Source organism: Microbacterium sp. ZW T6_19 (assembly GCF_044987465.1).
GTDB lineage: Bacteria > Actinomycetota > Actinomycetes > Actinomycetales > Microbacteriaceae > Microbacterium > Microbacterium natoriense_A.
Map to the genome: position 1 here is coordinate 192080 of NZ_JBJDRH010000005.1, position 20995 is coordinate 213074.

The 20995-nt window shown below is 69.0% G+C and carries 23 protein-coding genes; 2 read left to right on the top strand and 21 right to left on the bottom strand.

Translation table 11 applies throughout. The features are described from left to right. Window position 1: 1 nt before the first annotated feature. The 3 genes from rpsR to rpsF are packed head-to-tail and all read right to left on the bottom strand — an operon-like array spanning window position 2 to window position 1199. Window positions 2-256: a 30S ribosomal protein S18 gene (gene rpsR, locus ACI3KT_RS09815; RefSeq protein WP_045257356.1), complete on the bottom strand. Its 255-nt coding sequence runs from the start codon at window positions 254-256 to the stop codon at window positions 2-4. Window positions 257-306: 50 nt separating this feature from the next. Beyond that, window positions 307-834: a single-stranded DNA-binding protein gene (locus ACI3KT_RS09820; protein ID WP_292908560.1), complete on the bottom strand. Its 528-nt coding sequence runs from the start codon at window positions 832-834 to the stop codon at window positions 307-309. Between the two features lie 5 nt (window positions 835-839). Beyond that, window positions 840-1199 carry a 30S ribosomal protein S6 gene (gene rpsF / locus ACI3KT_RS09825; protein ID WP_404903954.1) on the bottom strand — a complete coding sequence of 120 codons (360 nt, stop codon included), beginning with the start codon at window positions 1197-1199 and terminating at the stop codon, window positions 840-842. A gap of 224 nt (window positions 1200-1423) precedes the next feature. Between rpsF and ACI3KT_RS09830 the strand changes: the two genes are divergently transcribed. Beyond that, on the top strand, window positions 1424-2131 hold the full coding sequence (locus tag ACI3KT_RS09830; RefSeq protein WP_292908556.1) for a hypothetical protein: 708 nt from the start codon (window positions 1424-1426) through the stop codon (window positions 2129-2131). Between the two features lie 53 nt (window positions 2132-2184). Here ACI3KT_RS09830 and ACI3KT_RS09835 read toward each other — a convergent pair whose 3' ends face one another. The 16 genes from ACI3KT_RS09835 to ACI3KT_RS09910 all read right to left on the bottom strand — a co-directional run bounded on the left by ACI3KT_RS09835 (window position 2185) and on the right by ACI3KT_RS09910 (window position 19319). Next, window positions 2185-3081 (bottom strand): ribokinase, encoded by an 897-nt coding sequence (locus tag ACI3KT_RS09835; RefSeq protein WP_404903956.1) that lies wholly within the window; start codon window positions 3079-3081, stop codon window positions 2185-2187. 31 nt (window positions 3082-3112) lie between these two features. Further along, the gene (locus tag ACI3KT_RS09840) at window positions 3113-4105 is read right to left on the bottom strand and encodes an ADP-ribosylglycohydrolase family protein (protein WP_404903958.1); all 993 of its coding nucleotides are present in this window, start codon (window positions 4103-4105) and stop codon (window positions 3113-3115) included. Further along, a complete protein-coding gene (locus ACI3KT_RS09845; RefSeq protein ID WP_292908550.1) occupies window positions 4102-5097 on the bottom strand; it encodes an ADP-ribosylglycohydrolase family protein in 996 nt (331 codons plus the stop codon). The genes ACI3KT_RS09840 and ACI3KT_RS09845 overlap by 4 nt, the downstream gene beginning before the upstream one ends. A 23-nt stretch (window positions 5098-5120) precedes the next feature. Further along, a complete protein-coding gene (locus ACI3KT_RS09850; RefSeq protein ID WP_404903960.1) occupies window positions 5121-6467 on the bottom strand; it encodes an ADP-ribosylglycohydrolase family protein in 1347 nt (448 codons plus the stop codon). Next, entirely contained in the window at window positions 6467-7615 is a 1149-nt protein-coding gene (locus ACI3KT_RS09855) for an ADP-ribosylglycohydrolase family protein (protein WP_404903962.1), read from the bottom strand. Before ACI3KT_RS09855 ends, ACI3KT_RS09850 begins: the two co-directional genes overlap by 1 nt. A gap of 52 nt (window positions 7616-7667) precedes the next feature. Then, the gene (locus ACI3KT_RS09860; RefSeq protein ID WP_292908544.1) at window positions 7668-8960 is read right to left on the bottom strand and encodes an ABC transporter substrate-binding protein; all 1293 of its coding nucleotides are present in this window, start codon (window positions 8958-8960) and stop codon (window positions 7668-7670) included. Window positions 8961-9015: 55 nt separating this feature from the next. Then, entirely contained in the window at window positions 9016-9924 is a 909-nt protein-coding gene (locus ACI3KT_RS09865; RefSeq protein WP_307293093.1) for a carbohydrate ABC transporter permease, read from the bottom strand. Continuing rightward, entirely contained in the window at window positions 9921-10856 is a 936-nt protein-coding gene (locus ACI3KT_RS09870; RefSeq protein ID WP_292908540.1) for a carbohydrate ABC transporter permease, read from the bottom strand. The genes ACI3KT_RS09865 and ACI3KT_RS09870 overlap by 4 nt, the downstream gene beginning before the upstream one ends. Next, window positions 10853-11875, bottom strand: a complete 1023-nt coding sequence (locus ACI3KT_RS09875; RefSeq protein WP_307293097.1) for a LacI family DNA-binding transcriptional regulator — start codon at window positions 11873-11875, stop codon at window positions 10853-10855. Before ACI3KT_RS09875 ends, ACI3KT_RS09870 begins: the two co-directional genes overlap by 4 nt. Before the next feature lie 106 nt (window positions 11876-11981). Next, window positions 11982-12779: an HpcH/HpaI aldolase/citrate lyase family protein gene (locus tag ACI3KT_RS09880; RefSeq protein ID WP_404903964.1), complete on the bottom strand. Its 798-nt coding sequence runs from the start codon at window positions 12777-12779 to the stop codon at window positions 11982-11984. Beyond that, window positions 12779-13996, bottom strand: a complete 1218-nt coding sequence (locus ACI3KT_RS09885; RefSeq protein ID WP_404903966.1) for a CaiB/BaiF CoA transferase family protein — start codon at window positions 13994-13996, stop codon at window positions 12779-12781. The genes ACI3KT_RS09880 and ACI3KT_RS09885 overlap by 1 nt, the downstream gene beginning before the upstream one ends. A gap of 100 nt (window positions 13997-14096) precedes the next feature. Then, window positions 14097-14936, bottom strand: a complete 840-nt coding sequence (locus ACI3KT_RS09890; protein WP_292908532.1) for an ABC transporter ATP-binding protein — start codon at window positions 14934-14936, stop codon at window positions 14097-14099. Beyond that, window positions 14929-15759 carry an ABC transporter ATP-binding protein gene (locus ACI3KT_RS09895; RefSeq protein WP_404903968.1) on the bottom strand — a complete coding sequence of 277 codons (831 nt, stop codon included), beginning with the start codon at window positions 15757-15759 and terminating at the stop codon, window positions 14929-14931. The genes ACI3KT_RS09890 and ACI3KT_RS09895 overlap by 8 nt, the downstream gene beginning before the upstream one ends. Next, a complete protein-coding gene (locus tag ACI3KT_RS09900) occupies window positions 15756-16667 on the bottom strand; it encodes an ABC transporter permease (RefSeq protein ID WP_307293111.1) in 912 nt (303 codons plus the stop codon). Before ACI3KT_RS09900 ends, ACI3KT_RS09895 begins: the two co-directional genes overlap by 4 nt. Continuing rightward, a complete protein-coding gene (locus ACI3KT_RS09905) occupies window positions 16664-17725 on the bottom strand; it encodes an ABC transporter permease (protein ID WP_404903970.1) in 1062 nt (353 codons plus the stop codon). The genes ACI3KT_RS09900 and ACI3KT_RS09905 overlap by 4 nt, the downstream gene beginning before the upstream one ends. A gap of 7 nt (window positions 17726-17732) precedes the next feature. Beyond that, on the bottom strand, window positions 17733-19319 hold the full coding sequence (locus ACI3KT_RS09910) for an ABC transporter substrate-binding protein (protein ID WP_404903972.1): 1587 nt from the start codon (window positions 19317-19319) through the stop codon (window positions 17733-17735). A gap of 196 nt (window positions 19320-19515) precedes the next feature. Between ACI3KT_RS09910 and ACI3KT_RS09915 the strand changes: the two genes are divergently transcribed. Next, entirely contained in the window at window positions 19516-20055 is a 540-nt protein-coding gene (locus ACI3KT_RS09915; RefSeq protein ID WP_292908522.1) for an Lrp/AsnC family transcriptional regulator, read from the top strand. Window positions 20056-20067: 12 nt separating this feature from the next. Here the strand turns inward: ACI3KT_RS09915 and ACI3KT_RS09920 are convergent, their stop codons facing one another. Continuing rightward, window positions 20068-20427, bottom strand: a complete 360-nt coding sequence (locus tag ACI3KT_RS09920) for a hypothetical protein (protein ID WP_404903974.1) — start codon at window positions 20425-20427, stop codon at window positions 20068-20070. Next, a complete protein-coding gene (locus ACI3KT_RS09925) occupies window positions 20424-20993 on the bottom strand; it encodes a GNAT family N-acetyltransferase (protein WP_292908518.1) in 570 nt (189 codons plus the stop codon). Before ACI3KT_RS09925 ends, ACI3KT_RS09920 begins: the two co-directional genes overlap by 4 nt. Window positions 20994-20995: the final 2 nt, after the last annotated feature.

The window sequence follows — 20995 nt, forward strand, 5'->3', positions numbered from 1 at the left end:
CTCAGCGGCCAGCGCCGGCGTAGGGCAGGAGAGCCATCTCGCGAGCGTTCTTGATCGCGCGGGCGATCAGACGCTGCTCCTGCACGGAGACACCGGTGATACGACGGGCGCGGATCTTTCCACGCTCCGAGATGAACTTGCGAAGCGTGGCGACGTCCTTGTAATCAATGACGCCGACCCGGATCGACTTCGCGGGAGCGGTGGGCTTGCCACCCTTCCGCGGCTTGCGGCGGTCGCCGCTCGACTTTCCAGCCATAGTTTTTCCTTAGTTATGAGACGGATGCCGAAGCATCCGGAGATCCTTGTTCAGAACGGGGTGTCGTCGCCGAAGCTGCCGGGCGTGCTCCACGCGTCAGCGCTGGTCGACGAGCCGGGCGTGGACCACGGCTCCTCCGACACTGCCTGCTGCGCGGGACGGGACTGCTGCCCGCCACCGCCCTGACCGCCACCCTGGAAGCCGCCGCCATTCGACGCCGCCCGCGTGACCTGAGCGGTCGCGTACCGGAGCGAAGGGCCGATCTCGTCGACCTCCAGCTCGATCGCGGTGCGCTGCTGGCCTTCACGGTCCTGGTAGGAGCGCTGACGCAGGCGGCCGGTCGCGATGACCCGCATGCCCTTGGTCAGAGAACCTGCCACGTGCTCCGCGAACTCGCGCCACACGGACGCACGGAGGAACAGCGCATCGCCGTCCTTCCACTCGTTCGCGGCGCGGTCGAAGTTCCGAGGCGTCGATGCGATGGTGAAGTTCGCCACCGGCAGTCCGTTCTGCGTGTAGCGCAGCTCGGGGTCGGCCGTGAGGTTTCCCACCACGGTGATGACTGTTTCGCCGGCCATGAGACTTACGCCTTCGCAGCCTTGCGAGCAGCCTTCTCCTCGGAGCGCTTCGCCTCCGAGGCGACCATCGCCTGAGCTTCTTCTGCCCGCAGCACCTTGGTGCGCATGATCGACTCGTTCAGCTTGAGCTGACGGTCAAGTTCCTGCGTGGCCTCGCTGGTAGCGGTGAAGTTGACGACGGCGTAGATGCCCTCGTTCTTCTTCTGGATCTCATAAGCAAGACGGCGCTTGCCCCAGATGTCGACCTTGTCAATCGAGCCACCATCGTTGGTGATGACCTTCAGGAACTTGTCGAGCGTCGGGGCGACCGTGCGCTCATCGATCTCGGGGGTCAGAATGACCATGAGTTCGTACTGGTGCGTCACTTACCCACCTCCTTCGGACTAGAACGGCTCCCGGGACTTTCCCGGAAGCAGGAGGGTGTGTAGCACGTCATCCGTCCGGGCCTCCGAATGGGGGCCTGAGGGCAGACAACCTCAACAGTCTACCTGAGAAAGCTCGGCGCTGCGGCCAGCGACCGGGCGGAGCACTTGGCATGCTGGGGAGGTGCCGTCGAACGTCGGCGCCACACGACCGAAGGGGGGACGCCATGCGCGTCAACAAGTGGGGGGTCGGCGTCGTTCTCGCCGCCGCCGTCATGCTCACCGGATGCTCCGCGGGAGCATCCGACAAGCCCGCAGCCGAAGACAAGCCGAGCAGCAGCGCCTCGCAGGAGGCCGAAGCTCCCGCGACGGACTGCCCCGAGCTCAAGGAGGGTGCGACCGTCGACGGAGCCGCCCTCGGCGCCTGCATCGCCGACACCGCATCGTCGATCGCCGGTTACGCGGCCTCGACCAGCGTGATGGGCATGGAGACCACGGGCAAGTACAACCCGGCGGAGAAGGCCCTCGAGAGCACCACTCCCCTGGGTTCGATCATCGTGATCGGCGACGACGCCTGGGTCAAGACGGCCACCGGCGCCTGGCAGGTCGCCGACACCACGTCGAGCGACCCGATGGTCGCCGGCCTCAGCACGGGCGCGGCTGCCGCATCCCAGGCGAGCCCGACCATGATCGCCACCCTGCTCTCCGGCGACTTCACCGTCACCGGCACGGGCGAGCGTCTCGGTCAGCAGGTCTTCCTGCTCTCGGGCGCGGTCGAGATGCAGGGCGTCTCGTCGGACCTCGTCCTCGAGGTCACGAAGGACTTCGCTCCTCTCGCCACCACCACCAAGGCCGAGGTCAGCGGCACGGTCGTCGACTCGACCACGGTCGTCACCGAGTGGGACGTCAAGCAGGACATCGTCGCTCCGCTCTGAGCGGATGACGACGGCGAAGGGCCGGGGCGCGAGCCCCGGCCCTTCGTGTGTTCTCAGGGCTTCCGCGCAGCGAGGAACTCCTCGATCTCGGGGAGCCGCGGCGCCGAGGAGGACGCCCCTGACCGCTGAACCGACAGAGCGGCCGCCGCAGAGCCGAACTCGACTGCGGCGGTGAGTTCGTCTCCGAGGGCTAGACGCGAGGCGAGCGCTCCGCAGAACGTGTCGCCCGCCGCGGTGCTGTCGACGGCTGTCACGGCGAACGCCGGTACGCGGCGTTCGCCGGCGGCATCGCGCACGAGCGCTCCTTCTGCGCCGAGGGTCACGACGAGCGTGGGCACACGAGAGGCGAGCACTGCCGCGGCGTCCTCGAGAAGGGCATCCGCGGCGCCCGCCAGATCGAGGCACTCATGCTCGTTCACCACGAGGATGTCGATCAGCGCGAACACGTCGGCGGGCAGCGCCCGGCTCGGCGCCGCGTTGAGCACCGTCGTCGCCCCCTGCTCCTTGGCCGCACGGAACGCCTCCCGCACGACCTCGATCGGCACCTCGAGCTGCGCGAGCACGACATCTCCCTGCTCGGCCGTCGAGAAGCGACCGGACAGCGCGTCGACGTCGCCGTTCGCCCCCGGCACCACGACGATCGCGTTCTCCCCTCCCTCGGCGACCATCACGAACGCCGACCCGGTCGGACGTTCTGAGCGCGCGAGTCTCGCGTCGACTCCTTCGCCTCGCAGGACCTCGTCGAGCCGGCGGCCCGCATCGTCGTCGCCGACAGCGCCGACGAATCGTGTCCGGGCGCCGGCTCGCGCGGCAGCCACTGCTTGATTGAGGCCCTTTCCCCCCGCGCCCGTCGCCTCGCTCTCCGCGAGCACGGTCTCACCGGGACCCGGGTGACGGTGCAGCCGCACCGTGGTGTCGAGGTTGGCGCTGCCCACCACGATCACCCGCATGAGTCGCCCCCCGATGATGCCGACGGCCCGATCATCGTGCGATCGCCTCTGCGACCGTGAGTCCGGCGAGAGCGGGGATGCCGAGACCGGTCAGGCGGATGCCGTCGGCGTCGACCCCTGCGGGAATCCACGACTCTCCGAACAGTGCGGCCGCGGCCGCACCGGCCAGCGCCGGAAGAGACGCCGCGTTCCTCGGCTGTGCGAGCGCGCCGAGCATCAGATCCGCTGCATCCGCTGCAGAGGCGACGTGCGCCAGCAGGAAGCCGAACGTCTCCGGAGCGGCGATCGGATAGCTGTACACCCAGTCGCCGACCTCTGTGCTGAGTCGGCGGGCCCTGTCCATCGGACCGTGCGACTCGGCGGCGACTGCGAGCGAAGCGTCGGCCATGCGGCGGCTCCACGTGCCTTCAGGAAGCTGCTCCACAGCGAGCCGAACCGCGTCGTTCGCAGGAGCGCCGTCGAGGAGGGCGCCGAACAGGACCGCTGAGGCCCTGGCGCACCACACGCCATCGAGGGAGTGCGTGACCGCCGCATCGGCTTCGGCCGCCTCGGTCGCGTCCGCGCCGAGCACCGCGACCGCGGCGAGCGCCCGCACGGTGGCGATGTCGTCGAAGTAGTGGGCGTTGTCGTGGCCGGACTGCGGCGGCTCCGCTCCGCGTCGGAGGTTCTGCAGCGCGAGCTTGGTTCCGATCCGTGCCCGCAGTCCGCCCTCGGGATCCGCTTCGAGAGCCGCGAGCTCCCGCCATTCGACGAGACCGAATCCGCGTGCATGCTGGCGCGCGGAGAACGCGAACCACTCGAGGTTCTCGCCCGCCCCGGGATGCAGCGTCGTCGGCGGCGCCGCGTGCGTGAAAGGTCGCGGCACTGTGGTGGTGCGATCGGCGTCGCCGAGCGCGGCGAGGATCCGCACGCGGTTCACGCGCTTGGGCGGCAACGCGTAGACGCGGAAGTCGGCGTTCATCGACGATGAGGACTCCCCCGCCACGATTCCACGGGTGAGAAGATCGATCACGGGAGTGGTCATGCGCGCGCCTCCTCGACGATGCGGGTCAGGGTGTCGGCGGCATCCAGCGGATGGATGCCGCGCATCGAACGGATGCAGGATCCGGCCACCGGCCGAAGGCCCGCCACCCATTCGTCCGGCAGATCGGCGATACCCGAGATCGCACCGCCGATGCAGCCGGCGATCGCGGCTGTCGTGTCGGCGTCTCGTCCCATGTTGACGGCGAACAGGATGCTGTCGGCGGCCCGGCCCCGGGCGTGCAGCACCGAGGACATGGCGAGCCCGACGGCCTCGGGCGCGAGATCGGCCCAGAAGTAGTCGACCACGGCGAGCCGATCGTGCAGGGCGAGAGCCAGTGCGTCGTCGTCGAGGCCGGAGTGCACCAGATCCCTGGCGTCTCTGAGATTGCGCGCCGTCCAGCTGTCGGCGGGGATCGCCGCGAGGCCGGCCTCGTAGCACTCCTCCGCATCGGCCCCTGTGAGCGCGGTGGTGACCGCGACCGCGACGACGACCCCTGCCCAGACGCCCTCTGTCGTGTGGCTGACGGCGCCGTCGGCTTCTGCGAGCCGACGAGCGAGGTCCGCGTCGCCGTCGGCGACGATGCCGAGCGGGCTCACCCGCATGGCGAGGCCGTCGCTCCAGCCGTGCATCGTGTCTCCGCTCAGAGGCGGGCGGATGCCGCGACGCAGGTTGTCGATCGCGGCCATCTCGCTGAAACCGCCGCCCTTGAAGTCGTCGGCCTGCGGCAGCACGTCCTCGATCCAGGTCTGCGCGAAGTCGTCGGCCGTCGCCCCGACGCCGACGCGCTGCACGGTCTTCGCGGTGAGCAGTGCGTACTCGGTGTCGTCGCTGCCTGCAGGTTCCGGATCGAGATAGCCGGTGACGCGACCGTGGGCCGCCTGGATCTGGGCCGCGGAGAAGCCCTCGACCGGCCGGCCGATCGCGTCTCCGATCGCGAGCCCGGCGAGCGAGCCTCGAGCTCTGTCCTGCAGGCTCGGCGTGGGGGAAGTCATGGAAGTCCTTGTCTCTTCGAGGGTCAGTGCGCAGGAAGAAGCGCGAGAGTGCGTCGAGCGAGGTCGTCGATCTCGACGCCGTCGAGGCCGGGAAGACTCGTGGCGATGCGGTTGCGCAACGGCGCGGTGAATCGCTCGGGGAGCCTGGAGAAGCCCGCCAGGCCACCGAGCACCGAGCCGACCGTCGCGCCGGCGGAGTCGGTGTCCCACCCTGCCACCACGGCGAGCGGCACCCCTCGGGCGAAGTCGCCGCCGCTGCGGGCGATGGCGAACGCGATGAGCGCGGCGTTGTTGATCGTGTGCACCCAGTGGAGGCGTCCGTACGCGGCGTGCAGCGCGTCGAGGGCTGCAGCGTCGTCGAGATCCGAACGGCCGAGATCCGCGCCGTGGGCGATGGCGGCGGCGAGCTCGCTGTCGACGGGAACCACGGTCCCGGCCAGCGCGAGCACCTCGTCCACGGAGTGCGAGACCAGCGACGCGGATGCCAGGGCGGCTGCCCACATCGCACCCCAGAGGCCGTTGCGCGTGTGGCTGAGGCGCGCGTCCGTCCAGGCCATGCGCGCGGCCTCGCCGACATCGCCGGGGTTGATCCAGCCGTAGACATCGGTGCGGATGAGCGCTCCGATCCATTCGCGGAACGGGTTGCGCACGCGGGCGGCTTCATCGGGGCGGTAGCCGTCGAGAAGGTTGCGGTACGCGATGCGCTCGGCGGTGAACGTGCGGCCGGCCGGGAGGTCGGCCAGCCAGGCCTGGGCCACGTCGTCGGTGGTGAACCCGCGTCCCGCCGTCTCCAAGACGCGGAGGTTGAGCAGCGGGTAGTTGAGATCGTCGTCCTCCGGCATCCCGTCGATGTTCTCGACGAGGGAGTTCACCGCCGACCTCCTGTTCCACGGCCAGCGGGCGGCGACCTCGGCGGGCAGCCCCTGCGCCGTGAAGTAGTCCGTGAGCGGCCAGCGATCGGTCGATCGCAGGATCTCCTCGATCCCCTCGCGGGGGATCTTCTCGACAGGCTTGCCCCACAGGCAACCGGCCGACCGTCCTGTCCACGCCCCCAGCATCCGGTCCGCGAGAGCCTCACCGCCCACCGCCGTCGGCGCGGGGACGCCGTCGAGCATGGCGTGCACGCCAGGCCAGTCCGTCGGTTCCTCGCTGTCGCTCCGAACCCGATCGAGCTCGACGAGCAGCTCTCGGGCGAGCATCCGCAGCTGGTCGGGAGGAGCCTCCGGCGTCGCGCCGCCGCGCACCGGATCGAGGCCGCCGCCGGCCTCCACCCACCGAGCGGCGATCGCGGAGACGTCCTTCCCCTCCGCCCTCGCCTGCACCAGTTCGTGCGGCACCAGGTCCTCGGGCTGCGCCCAGGTGAGACGCATCACGCCTCCTGAAGGCCGGCGATGCGGCGCAGATCAGCCTGCGCCCGGGCTCCGTCGGCCGCGATGATCTCCTCGGCGACATCCGACAGCAGCGCGGCGTACTCATCGAAGTCCACGCGGCTCGCGGTCGCGATCGTGTCGATGATGTCGGCGGGGATCACGGCGACCCCTCCGATTCCGGCTGCGATGCTGCCCGCCATCGAGGCGATCGAGTCCGAGTCGCGCCCGTAGTTCACCGCCCCCAGCACGGTCGGCATCAGATCACCGCGATACGCGACCAGGAAGCCGAGAGCCACCGGCAGCTCTTCGATCGACTTCGTGCGCGAGGGGACCCGCGCGTCCATGAGCGGTTCGCGATACGCGTCCCCGACGGTGTCGAAGGGACGGATCGCGTCGCGCAGCACGGCGCCGACTGTCTCATCGTCGGCATCCTCAGGAAGCGATCTCGCCGCATCGACGACCGCCTGGATCGCTGCCGCCGTACCGTCGTGCGCGACGCGCAGAGCGGCGTCGATCACAGAATCGACGGAGGCGCCGACCGCGACGGACGCCGCCACGGCCGCGGCGAACACGCCGGCCGCCTCGCGGCCGTAGCTCGACTGGTGCGCTCCCGCGACGTCGATCGCCTCCGCGTACGCCGCCTCGGGGTTGCCCGCGTTGACGATCCCCACCGGGGCCATGTACATCGCGGCGCCGCAGTTGACGACGTTCCCCACCCCGGCCTCGCGCGGGTCGACGTGTCCGTACTGCAGTCGCGCCACCATCCACTTCTCCGCGAGGAAGATCCGCTGCAGCAGGATCGACTCGCGCTCGAGCTCGGGTATCCAGCGGATCTCCGTCTGAAGCAGCGGCACCAGCGATTCGGCGACCGCGAAGGCGTCGATGTGATCCCGCCGCTCGGCGTACACGCGGATCAGCGCCTGCGTCATGAGGGTGTCGTCGGTGATGTGACCGTCGCCCTTGTGATACGGACTCACGGGCCGGGCCGTCTGCCAGTCCAGGTGATACGGAGGGACGATCCCGGTGATCCGGCCCCCGTAGCGCTCCTTGATCTTCTCGGGGCTGAAGCCCTCGGCCGCCCCACCGAGGGCGTCGCCGATCGCCGACCCTGCGAGCACGGCCGCCGTGCGTTCCCGAATCCAGCTCATGCCATTCCTCTCTTCGAGCCGGAGCGGATGCCGAGCATCCGCTCCGGCGTCATCAACCGTTGACCTGTGCCCAGCCGTCATCGAGCTCGGACGCGAGGCCCTCGTCGTCGATCTCGCCGCCGAGGAACTTCTGGAACGCCGGGGTCGCCACGGTGTCCTTCCACCGGACGAATCCGTTGGCCTGCAGGAAAGCGGGACCTTCGAGCCCCTCTGCCGACTTCACGATCTCCGGCCAGCCGTTCTGATCCGCGGTCTGCTCGGCGAGCGCCTCGCGCGCCGACACCGTCGTCGGGATCAGCCCGTCGGCGACGTTCATCTTCACGAGGTTGTCGGTCTGCATGAAGTAGTCGAGGAACTTCGCCGCCTGCTTCTGATGCGGGGAGTCGATGTTGATCGACAGCGTCTGAGGGTTGGCCGCCTGGACGGCGCCCTCGGAGCCGGCGAGCGGAGGCAGGACGACCCAGTCCATGCCTGCCGGAGCATCGGTCGCGATGTTGGCCACCTGGTACGAGCCCTGAACCGTCATCGCCGCCTTGCCCGCGTAGAACGTCGCGAGCACGTCGGAACCCGACTGCGTGACGCCGATCGGGTCGACGGAGCCCGCCTCGATCATGTCGCGCACGCGGTTCGGCACTTCGAGGTCGGCATCCTTCACCTCGACCTTCATGTCCTCGCCCTTGCCGGTGAAGTACTCCGATCCGAAGCCCATCCCCAGGCTCATGAACGCCGCGGTGGGGCTCTTCAGGCCCCACGTGATGCCGTGCACGTCACCCGAGGTGGTCGCCGCGGCGATGTCGGCCAGTTCGTCCCACGACATGGAGTCGCCGGTCGGGATCTCCACACCTGCGGCCTCGAGCAGCGTCTTGTTCGCGAACACGACGTAGGTCTGCAGTTCGGTCGGGGCGCCGATGATCTGGCCGTCGACCGTGACCGACTCCCGCACGCCGGGATCGATGTCGTCGAGAGTCTTCTCGCTGAGCAGCTCGCTCAGATCGGCGAGGTAGCCGTCCCTGGCGAACGGCACGATTCCGAGCACCTCGTAGTGGATGATGTCCGGCGCGACCTCGCCCGCGAACTGCGTCGTCAGCTTGTCATCCAGACTGTCGGTCGGAGCCTGGACGATCTCGACCTGGATGTCGGGATTGTCGGCGTTCCACGCGTCGACGATCTCCTTGGTCGCCTGGATCGCGGCCGGCTGATCGGAGAACGACTGGAACGTGATCGACACCGGCTCGCCGTCGGCGGTGTCGTCTGCGGTCTCGCCGCCCTGCGAGCAGGACGCGAGGACCAGGGCCGTCGCGGCGGCGGCCGCGAGTGCGATGGTCGCACGATGAAGCGTCTTCACTTCATACCTCTTTCTCTAGTGTTCGGGAACTGCGGGAACTGCGGGAACTGTGGAGCTAGCCCTTGACCGCGCCGGACAGCAGGCCGGTGGCCAGGCGCTTCTGCAGCAGCGTGAAGAACACGATGCTGGGGATGCTGGAGAGCAGCGCACCGGCGGCGAGCGGACCGACGGCGACCTTGCCCTCGCCGCCGATGAAGGTGCTGAGCGCGATCGGGAGGGTGTAGTTCTCGGGAGACTGCAGCAGCACGAGTGCGAAGAAGAACTCGTTGTACGCCGAGACGAAGCTGAACATCGCGGTGGCGGCGAGTCCGGGCATCAGCAGCGGGAACACGACCCGCTGGAGAGTGCGCGCCTTGTTCGCGCCGTCGATCGCCGCCGCTTCCTCGATGTCGAAGGGGATCGCCGCGACGTAGCCCTGCAGCATCCAGAGCGAGAACGGCAGCGTGTAGACCGAGTACACGATCACGAGTCCGAGCAGCGAGTCGACGAGCCCTACGGAGCGGAGGATGAAGAACAGCGGGATCACGACGAGGATCACCGGGAAGATCTGGCTGACCAGGATGTAGCCGACGCCGATCGTCCGCAGCTTCCCCTGGTAGCGCGCCATCACGTAGGCACCTGGGATCGACAGCAGCGTGACGACGATCGTCGTCGCGACGGCGACGATGAGGCTGTTGCCGGCCGCACGCACGAGCCCCTGCCTCTCCAGCGCCGCGATGAAGTTGTCGATCGTCGGCTGCAGCGGAAAGAGGTTGACGGCGAGCGAGTTGATCTCGGCCGAGGACTTGAATGCCGTCGAGATGAGCCACACCAGCGGGAACCCCAGGAAGATGAGGAACGCGGCGAGCGCCAGATACTGCAGAGTACGCACCAGAGGCTTCCTCGTGCGCCGGTCGGCCCGTCGCCGCTGGGTCTTCGTGGCGTTCTGCGTGACCAGGGTCCTGGTCGCGGTCGTGTCCTTCATCGCGCGCTCCTCTCCGGACGGAACTGGCGCCACAGCGCGATCACCAGGATGACGACGAGGAAGAGCACGATCACGTCGCCCATCGCCGCGGCCCCACCGGTGTTGCGGGTCTTGAACGCCTCGAGGTAGGTGAACAGCATCGGCAGCATGGTGCGTCCGCCAGGACCGCCCTCCGTCATCACGTAGACGATGCCGAAGGAGTTGAAGTTCCAGATGAAGCTCAGGCTCGCGATCGAGAAGATCACCGGACGCAGCGCGGGGAGCGTGACGCTCACGAAGCGCCGCCACGTGCTCGCGCCGTCGACCGCGGCCGCCTCGAGCAGCTCGCCGGGCACCTGCTGAAGCCCGGCGAGCAGGACCACGGTGTTCTGCGGCATGCCGACCCAGACGCCGACGAGGATCACCGCCGGGAGGGCGAGACCGAAGTCGCCGAGCCAGTTGATGTCGGCGGGACCGCCCAGCGACTCGATCAGCCAGTTCAACGGGCCGTTCGTCGGCGAGTAGATCATCTGCCACATGACGGCGACGACGACCGGCGGCATGGCCCAGGGGATCAACGCGAGCACACGCGTGATCCCGCGGAATCGCAGGTCGGTGTTCAGCAGCAGCGCCAGGCAGAGTCCACCGACCACCTGCAGCACGGTGACCGTCACCGCCCAGATCATGCCGATGCCGAACGACTGCCAGAACTGCACGTCGGAGCCGAGCGAGATGAAGTTCTCGAAGCCCACGAACTGCGTGTCGTGGTGACGTGCGAGCCGCGAGTCGGTGAACGCCGTCGCGACGCCGATGAACAGCGGCACCACGCTCAGCGCGAGGATCGGGATCAGGGTGGGCACGACGAGGCCGATCGCCTCGTTGCGCCGGGAGCGGGCCAGCCCGCCCGTCCGCGGAACGGCCGTGGTCCTGGTGCGGCTCGTCCCGGCACTCATGCGGCTTCGCCGATCGTCGAAGCCCTGATGACGAGCGTGGCGTCCACCGTCTCGCGGCGGGGAGGGCGCGACGGGTCGGCGAATCGCTCGCTGAGCATACGCGCCGCGATGCCTCCGCGTCGCTCGGACTGCAGCGACACCGAGGTGAGCGGAGGGCTGTACAGCGCCGCGAGCTCGGTGTCGTCGATGCCCGTGACGGCGAGGTCGTCGGGTACCCGCAGCCCTCGACGTCGCGCCGCGCTGATCGCGCCGATCGCGATGAGGTCGTTCGCACACACGATGGCGTCGATCGGGATGCCGCTGTCGAGCGTTGCGGCGAGCAGGTGTTCCGCGGCGTCGACGCCTGCTCCCACCGTGAAGTCCGCCGCCGTGATCTGCAGCGCCTCGGTGCGCACGAGAGCATGGCGCTCGACCGCGGCCGCGAAGCCCGCCCGACGCGCGGCGCCCGGATTGGTGTTTCCCGGCCCGTTGATGACGCCGATGCGGGTGCGACCGATCTCGACGAGGTGGTCGACCACCATTCCCACCGCGACCGACGAGTCGACGAACACGTTGTCGACGCCGAGATCGGAGTGCAGCGTGCCGATCACGACGACCGGCACGACGGTGTCGGCGATCGCCTGGCGCAGCGCCGGGGTCACGCGCAGCGGAGAGATGATGAGTCCGTCGCCCGCTCCCATGCTCAGCATCCGCACGAGCTCCACCGTCTGATCCGGGCGACGGCCGGTCGAGGAGACGCTGATCCGCGTGGTCTCCCCCAGCTCCGCCTCGATCGCGCGCAGCATCTGCACGTAGTTCGGGTTGCCGATGTCGTCGACCGCGAAGACGACCTGCCTGTGTCCGCCCAGGCGCAGCGATCGGGCTGTGGCGTCAGGGAGGTAGCCGATGCGCTTGGCCGCGGTGCGGACCTTGCGCACCATCTCGGGGCTCGCGGAGCGTCCGGTGAGCGCACGCGACGCGGACGCCAGGGAGACGCCGGCGGTCGCGGCGACCTCGTGCAGTGTCGGCTTCGTCCCCATGATGCTCCTCGTCGAGTGGAAACGTTTCCAGCGATCGGACGTGGAAACGTTTCCAAATCGGCGCTGGTCGGGCTGCAGGGAATCTAGGCGGCGGGAGTACCGGGTGTCAAGACCCTGCGACGTACTCCCGGAGAATCCGCTCGGCACGCCCGCGCATGGCCGGATCGACCATCTCGCCGGAGGCCAGAGTCGCCACTCCCCCTGCCGCGAGCAGTCGCAGCACCTCCTGCGCCCAGGCGATCTGGGCGGCCGTGGGCGCGAACTCCGCCGAGATCACCGGCAGCTGGATCGGATGCACCGCCATGCGCCCGAACATGCCCAGCTGCGCCGCCCGTCGCGTGTCTTCCGCGAGCCCATCCAGATCGCGGATCGCGGGGTATACGGATGCCATCGGGGCCGGCAGTCCGGCGGCCCGCGCGGAGTACAGCGCGGTGAGTCGGGCATGGTCGAGTACCGGCTCGCCGCCGCCCAGGTCGCTGCGCAGATCGCTCTCGCCCAGGCCGATCGCCACCACCGCCGGGTGCTCGGCAGTGGCACGCGCGTTCAGCACACCCCTCGCCGACTCGAGCAGCGCCGTCACCGGATGTCCCGGCGCGAGCTCGGCCACCCGGTCGAGCTGCATTCGATCCTCGACCTTCGGCAGCCGGATGCCGACGTCGAGCGGCAGCGTCGAGACCGCGCGCAGGTCTTCGTCATCTCCGGCGTTCACGCGCACCTGCACCGCGACCTCCGATGAGCGAGCTTCCAGCCACCTGATCACGTCATCCCTGGCGCGCCCCTTGCGCTCGGCGGCCACCGCGTCCTCGAGGTCGAAGACGACAAGGTCCGCCCCGCTCGCCTCGGCCGAAGCGAAGCGATCGGGCCGGTCGCCCGGTACGTAGAGCCCCGTGCGGTGAAGATCCATCACACGGCGCCTGACGCGTGCAGTGCGTCGATGTCGTCATCCGAGAATCCGGCATCCCGCAAGACGTCGTCCGTGTCCGCACCGTGCGGCCGCCCGGCCCAGCGGATGGAGCCCGGCGTGCGCGAGAGCCGGAAGAGGACGTTCTGCATCGCGAGGTCTCCCAGTTCCGGGTCGGGCACTCTCACGATCGTCTCCAGAGCCCGGTACTGCGGGTCCTCGACGACTCCCCTCACGTCGTACACCGGTGCGATCGCGGCGGATGCGGCCTCGAAGGCATCGATCACCTCGGACGCGGGGTGCGCGCCGATCCAGGCCTGCACGGCGTCGTCGAGCTCGTCGGCGTGCTGCGCCCGGTCGTGTCCCGAGCCGAACCACGGCTCCCTGGTCAGCTCGGTGCGGCCGACCACGGTCATGACCCGTTCGGCGATCGACTGCGAACTCGTCGAGACCGCCAGCCAGACGCCGTCGCGCGAGCGGTAGACGTTGCGCGGAGCGTTGTTGACGGACCTGTTGCCGGTGCGCGGCTGCACGAGACCGAGCTGATCCCATGCCGTGATCTGTCCGCCCAGCAGCATCAGGATCGGCTCGATGATCGCCATGTCGACGACCTGCCCGACGCCGTCGCGCTCGGCACCTCGCAGTGCCGCCATCACAGCGTAGGAAGTGGCGAGCGCCGCGATGCCGTCGGCGAGGCCGAACGGCGGCAGCGTAGGCGGGCCGTCCGGATCGCCTGTGAGCGCGGCGAATCCGCTCATGGCCTCGGCGAGGCTTCCGAAGCCCGGCCGTGAGGAGTACGGCCCGAATTGCCCGAAAGCGGTCACCCTCGCGAGCACCAGCCGCGGATTCGCCGCGAACAGCTGCTCGGGCGAGAGCCCCCAGCGCTCGAGAGTGCCCGGACGGAAGTTCTCGATCATCACGTCGGTATCGGCGACGAGTCTCAGAAGCACGTCCGCGCCGGCCGCCGTGCTCAGATCGACCGTCGCTGTGCGCTTGTTGCGACCGAGCGTCTTCCACCAGAGATTGACGCCGTGCTTCTGCGGGCCGTGCCCGCGGGCGGCGTCGGGTCGTGCCGGATGCTCGATCTTGATCACGTCGGCGCCGAAATCGCCGAGAAAGGTGGCCGCGAGAGGACCGGCGAAGAGCGTCGACACGTCGAGCACGCGCACCCCGTGCAGCGGAGGCGATGGAACAGTTCTCAGATCTTCCTGGTCCGACACCGAGACATGATAGCCACAGCTCGATCGCACGGGAACACCGACAGGATCCGCCTCCGACGAGCCGTCGCGACTTTCCCGTCAGGGCTCGGAGCGCGACGCCTCAGTCGATGACCGGAGCCACTTCCGACCACAGCATCCGATCCTCCGTCGAGGGCGCCTCGGGAATGCGCCCCGCGCCGTCGGGTTCGGGAATGGCCGCCAGCAGCGCCCGGGTGTACGGATGCTGAGGGCTCGACCACACGCGGTCCGTCGCGCCCGACTCCATCACGCGGCCCCCGTAGAGCACCACCGTGCGGTCTGCGATGCGGCGGACCACGGCGAGGTCGTGCGAGATGAACAGCATGCCGGCGCCCGCCTCGGCCACGAGATCGCGCATGAGACCGGCGACGCTCGTCTGCGTCGACGCGTCCAGCGCCGAGATCGGCTCGTCGGCGACCAGCAGCGACGGCCGTGCGGCGAGCGCTCGCGCGATCGCGATGCGCTGCTTCTGACCGCCGGAGAACTGGTGCGGGTAGCGCGACACCACGTTCGCGGGAAGCCCGACCTTCTCGAGCCACTCCTCGACCGTCGAGCCTGCAGCTCCTCGCGCCAGAGCCGTCGCGATGCCATCGGCGATCTGGTCGCCGATGCGGCGACGCGGGTTCAACGAGGTCGCCGGGTCCTGGAAGACCATCTGGATGCCGGTGAGCGCGATCGACCGGCGGCGGATGCCGAGCGGAGTCACGGGGGCGTCGTGGAACAGCACGGCGCCGCCGGCGAGCTTCTCGATGCCGACGGCTGCGCGGGCGAGGCTCGACTTGCCGCTGCCGGATTCGCCGACCAGGGCGACGGTCTCCCCCGGCGCCACGCTCAGCGAGACGCTGTCGACGGCGACGACCGGCGGGTTGCCCGGGTAGCGCACGACCACGTCGCGCGCATCGAGGACGGCGACTTCACTCATCTGCGGCCTCCTCGGTCGCGGCATCCGCTTCGTCTGCCGCATCGGCCTCTTCGATCCTCGAACCAGGCAGGGCGGCGAGCAGCGTGCGGGTGTACTCGTGCTGCGGATCGCGGAACAGCGTCTCGCGGTCGGCCCGCTCGACGATCTCGCCGTTCTTCATGACGGCGACCTCGTCGGCGATCGCGCTCATCACGCCCAGATCGTGCGTGACGAGGAGCACCGCGAGGTTCCGCTGGGTCGCGAGGTCGCGCAGCAGCCGCAGGATCCCGGCCTGCACCGTGACGTCGAGCGCGGTCGTGGGCTCGTCGGCCAGCAGCACGTCGGGGTCGCACGCGAGCGCGCACGCGATCGCGATGCGCTGACGCTGTCCGCCCGAGAACTGATGCGGATAGCGCTTCAGCGCCTCGGCCGGGTTCGGCACCTGCACCGTCTCGAGCAGCTCGATCGCCCGGGTCCTCGCGGCGTCCTTCGTGAGAGAGAGATGCACTCGCAGGTGGTCGGTGAGCTGGCGCCCCACGGGCAGCTGCGGGTGCAGCGACGCCGAGGGGTCCTGGAACACCATGGCGATCCGCCTGCCGCGGATGCGGTTGAGGTCGCGCCGGCGCATGCCGAGCAGCTCCTCCCCCGCCAAGGAGATCGATCCGCCGGTGCGGGCCTGTCGCGGGAGGAGCCCGAGGACGGCGAGCGAGGTGAGCGTCTTGCCCGAACCGGATTCTCCGGCGAGACCGTGGATGCGTCCGGCCTCGAGCTCGAGCGAGACTCCACGGACGAGCGGACGGCCGATGTCGATCGTCAGATCGCGGATGCTGAGCGCCGCGGTCATGCGATGGCTCCCTTCGCGTCTGCCTTGTGCTCCGCCTGCTTCTCGTGCGTCATCTCGGCGGTCGGGTCGAGCACGTCTCTCATCGCATCGCCGAGGAAGTTGAAGGCGAGCACGACCGTGAGGATCGCGAGACCGGGGAAGACGCCGAGCCACCAGGCGTCGAAGTTCTGGATCGCGGCCGAGATCATCGAGCCCCACTCCGCGGTCGGCGGCTGGGCGCCGAGACCGAGGAATGAGAGACCGGAGAGCAGCAGGATGGCGGCGCCGATGTCGAGGGTCGCGAGCACGAGCATGGGACCGGCGATGTTCGGCAGGATGTCGACGAACAGCGTGCGCAGCGGCGAGTGACCGAGCAGCCGCCCCGCGATCACGTAGTTCTGGCCGCGCAGGCCCAGCACGATGCTGCGCGTGACGCGCGAGTACTGCGGCCAGGAGACGACGATCGCCGCGATCACCGCGTTGAACAGCGACGGGCCGAGGGATGCCGCGACCACCATGGCAAGGATCACGGTGGGGAACGCCATGAAGAGGTCGGTGATGCGCATGAGCGTCTCGTCGACCCAGCCGCCGAAGTATCCGGCGAGCGCGCCGATCGTGGTGCCGATGATCATCGCCGCGATCACGAGCATGAGCGCGAGAGGCAGGCTCACTGTCGCACCCGTCATCAGGCGGGAGAAGATGTCGCGACCGTTGCCGTCGGTGCCGAGCAGCGTGTCGATGCCTGGCGGCTGCAGGCGGGGCAGCGCCTGGGCGTTCGGATCGAACGGGACCCACCACTGCGCGGTGAAGGCGATGATGACCCACGCCAGGGCGATGACCGTGCCGATGACCCCGAGCGGGGTGCGCCAGGCGCGCGGCCAGCGGAGACGGATGCGCCAGGGTCCGGATGCGGCGTCGATGCTGCTCATGCGATCCTCACTCTCGGGTCGAGGACGCCGTACAGCAGGTCGACGACGAAGTTGATGAGGAGGTAGATGAGCCCGACCACGAGACCGACGCCCATGATGCCGGGGAGGTCGAGGTTGGACGCCGAGTTGTAGGCGTAGGTGCCGAGGCCCGGCCAGGCGAACACCGACTCGACGAGCACCGTGCCAGAGAGCAGCGAGCCGAAGGCGACGCCGACGACGGTGAGGATCGGGAGGGAGGCTCCGCGGAGCACGTAATCGAGGATCACGCGCATCGCCGGCAGGCCCTTGGCCCGCGCCGCCCGCACGTAGTCGCTGCCGAGCACCTCGAGCACCGAGGTGCGGATGAATCGGGTGAGCAACCCGATCGTGACGAGCGAGAGCACGAGGACGGGCAGGGCGAGGTGTGCCAGTGCATCGAAGTAGCCCACGCCGTCGCCGTTCAGGAGGAAGTCGATCGTGTACATGCCGGTGACGGTCGGCGGCGGGGTGATCGACGGCGAGATGCGCCCGGAGCCCGGGGCGATGTGCAGCTGCAGGAAGAACACGTAGAAGCTGACCAGAGCGAGCCAGAAGGTCGGGACGCTGAGACCGACGAGGGTCACGACGCGGATGACCTGATCGGTCACGAGCCCGCGGCGGTAGGCGGCGAGCGTGCCCAGCACGATGCTGACGACGAGGCTGAGGATGATCGCGGCGATGGCCACCTCGATCGTCGCCGGCACCGCGGTGGCGAGGTCGCTGGTGACCGGGCGTCCGGTCACCAGCGACGTGCCGAGGTCTCCTCGGAGGAGGTTCCCCATGTAGATGAAGTACTGCACGATGAGCGGCTGATCGAGACCGTGCGCGGCGATGAACGCGTCGCGCGTCGCGGGGTTCTGCGACGCGCCCTCACCCAGTGCCGCGGAGATCGGGTCGCCAGGCACCAGGTTCGTGAGCGCGAATGTCACGATCGTGACGCCCACCAGCAGGAGCAGCGAGGTGCCGATCCGGCGCAGCAGGTATCCGATCAGCGGAGACCTGCGCCGTTGCGCCTGTCTCTGCACCGCCACCGTCGTCATGAGGCCCTCAGCCGGCGGGGTTGATCTCGGCGATGTCCATCTCCCAGACGGAGTTGTACACCGCACCGGTGACGTCGTCGGCGGTGGCGATGTTGCGGCCGGGGACGATCAGCGGCACGAAGGGGCCCTCGGCCTGCATCGCCTCGGCGAAGGCGGTGAAGTCGTCGGCGCGGGTCGCCGCATCCGTGGCGCTGGCTGCATCCGCCGCGATCTGCGCGATCTCGGGGTTCGCCTCGGCCGCCCAGCCCGAGCGCAGACCGACCTTGAGGCCGGGGGCGAAGGGCAGGAAGTTGGCCGAGTCGGCGTAGTCGGGGCCCCAGAACCAGAGGCCGAAGCCCTCGGTGCCGCCGACGTAGGCGTCGAGCTCGGTCGCGAAGGGCTGCGGCGCCAGTTCGACGTTGATGCCCGCGTCCTTCAGCTGCGCCTGGACGCGCTCGGCGAGCGGGGTGAACTCGACGCCGCCGACCGGGTAGTCGTTCGGGAACTGCAGCTTCAGCGTCTGGCCCGTGTAACCGGCCTCGGCCAGCGCGGCCTTGGCCTTCTCCGCGTCAGGCTTCACACCGGACTCGAGAGCGCCCTCGAACCCGGGAGGGATCACGCCGGTCGCCTGCACGGCGCCTGCTCCGGCGAGCTCGAGCAGGGCGTCGTAGTCGAGCGAGTAGCGGATCGCCTCGGCGATCTTCACGTTGGCGAGATCGCCGGCGACGGCCGGAGACTGGTTCAGCAGCAGGAAGATGGTCTGGCCCGAGGGCACCGAGTCGACCTTCACGCCGTCGCCGAGACCGGCGACCTGGTCGCCGTTGAGATCCATCGCGACCATCGAGTCGCCGCCCTTGAGGTTGGCGAGCTGCGTGGCGCTCTCGGAGACGTTGCGCACGACGACGCGGTCGTAACCGGCCTTCTCGTCGCCGTTGTACTCGTCGCTCTTCTTCAGCACGACCTGCGAGGAGAGGTCGAGGGTGTCCAGCACGTAGGGACCGGAGCCTGCAGAGGCGCCGTCGAGGTACTTCTGCGCGCTGTCCGATCCGTCGGTGGCGCCGCCGTTCTCGATCACGACATCGGAGTTCACGATGCCGAGTGCCGGGTTCGCGAGGATCGCCGGCAGCTGCAGCAGCGGAGTCTCGGAGGTGATCTTCACGGTCTTGTCGTCGACTTCGGCGACGGTGAGCCCGCCGAGCAGGAAGTTCGGCTTGGCATCCTCCATGCCCTGGATGCGCTGCAGGGAGAACACGACGTCCTTCGCCTCGATGGGCGAACCGTCGGAGAAGACCCGGTCTCCCTCGAGGGTGAAGGTGAACTCGGTCGCGGCGTCGTTCTGCTTCCACGACGCGAGACCGGCGATCGGAGTCGACACGTCGGAGCCCTTGAAGTCGACGAGGGTCTCGTAGAGGGCCTTCGCGATCATGTTGCCGGTGGGGTCGTAGGTGTGGCCGGGGTCGCCGGTCTCGATGGAGAAGGCGGTGTCGATGACGAGCGAGTCGCCCTTCGACGCGTTGCCTCCGCCGTTCGCGGAGTTGCCGCCGGAGCAGCCGGCGAGGGCGAGGAGCGCGACGGCTCCCAGGGCGATGAGAGAGGTGCTGCGACGCGTCACCATGGTGGCCTCCAGGGGCGAGGAGTACATTTCGGGTAGGCCGCCCGATGTGGACGACCTTCAACAGATTCCCATGATGTGCGACGATCTGTCTATCAAGAATGCGTAACGCTGGTTGGATCTGATTCCAGCCCTAGCCAGGAGGTGCAATATGTCCAGCAGGGACGCCGAAGTCCTGAAGCAATCTGGACGAAGTGCCATGCCACTCGACGACATCGCGTACAGAATTCTCGACGTGCTCCGCGAGAACGGGCGCGTCTCGATCGCCGCCCTCGCCGAGAAGGTGGGCATCTCCCGAGCCAATGCGTACACGAGGGTCGAGTCTCTCGTGCACGACGGCGTCATCACCGGGTTCAGCGCACGCATCGACCCCGCGAAGGCGGGACTGTCGATCGGCGCGCTCGTCTTCGTCACCGTGCTCCCCCAGGCATGGACGTCTTTCCGCGAGCGCGTCTCGGAGATGCCCGACGTCGAGTGGTGCGCGATCACCACCGGCGAGCACGACGCGATGCTGCTGATCCGCGCAGTGGACGTGAGCGGTGTGCACGAGTTCTCGACCGGAGTCATCGCCCAGCTGCCCGAGGTGCGCACGGTCGTGAGCGTGGTGGTGCTCGACGAGGTCGTGCGCCGGTCGTTCCTGCTCCCCTCCGATCTCCCGGAGCGGAACACCGAGATCCCGCTCGGCATGACGCGGTGGACACCCGCGACGCCGGGTCGCGACACCCTTCCGCCTCGGTGAAGCCGTCGCGGCTCAGGCCGCCGGGATCTCCTCGCACACGCTGAGCTGCGGCGCGCCGTGCATCTCGTAGTGCTCCACGAGGCGGATGAGCCCGGCATCCGTGACCTCGAGCTCGCTCTCGCCGTCGCCCGTGACCACCGTTCCATCCGCGGCGAGCACGTGGACGAACGACACCCAGATCGTGTCGCCCGTGCGCGTGCCGACGAAGCGGCCGAAGGTGACGGTGTCGCCCTCGTAGTCCCCCCAGATCGCGCCGTCGCGCTCCCAGTAGCTGAAGACGCTGGGAGAGTCGGGGTCGACCGCCGAAGTGGTCGACGAGACCATCCGGAATCGGCGGCCGTCGAGGGAGGGGATGGATGCTGTCGCGGTCACCCCTCGATTATGGACGATCTCCACTCGTCCTCCAGCAACGCGTAGATCAGCAACGTCGTCCATTCGCCTTTGAACCACGAGCTCTCCACCAGTCGGGCCTCGCGACGGAAGCCGAGTCGCTCGACGACTCGGACGGATGCCGCGTTCCGCTCGTCGATGCGTGCCGCGATGCGGTGAAGTCCCAGTCCGTCGAATCCCACCGCGAGCAGAGCGGCCACGGCCTCCGCCGCGTAACCCCGCCCCGAGAACCGGGGATCGAGGATGTACCCGACTTCACCCTCTCGGTCGTTCTCGCTGCGCCAGAACAGCACGACGTCGCCGACCAGGCGTCCGCTCTCCCGCTCTTCGACCGCGAGGCACACCGCGTCATCCTGCTTCTCGAATCGGGTCCCCGCCCAGCGCGTGGCGATCCTCTCCTCGATCTCGGCGAGGGTGAGCGGCCCGTACGGGACGTAGCGGACGTTCTCGGCGTCGGCCTTGTAGTCGAGCATGGGCGCCGCATCGGCGGCCTCGATCGGTCGCAGCAGCAGACGCTCGGTGCGGATCGGATAGTCCGGCGCGAACATCG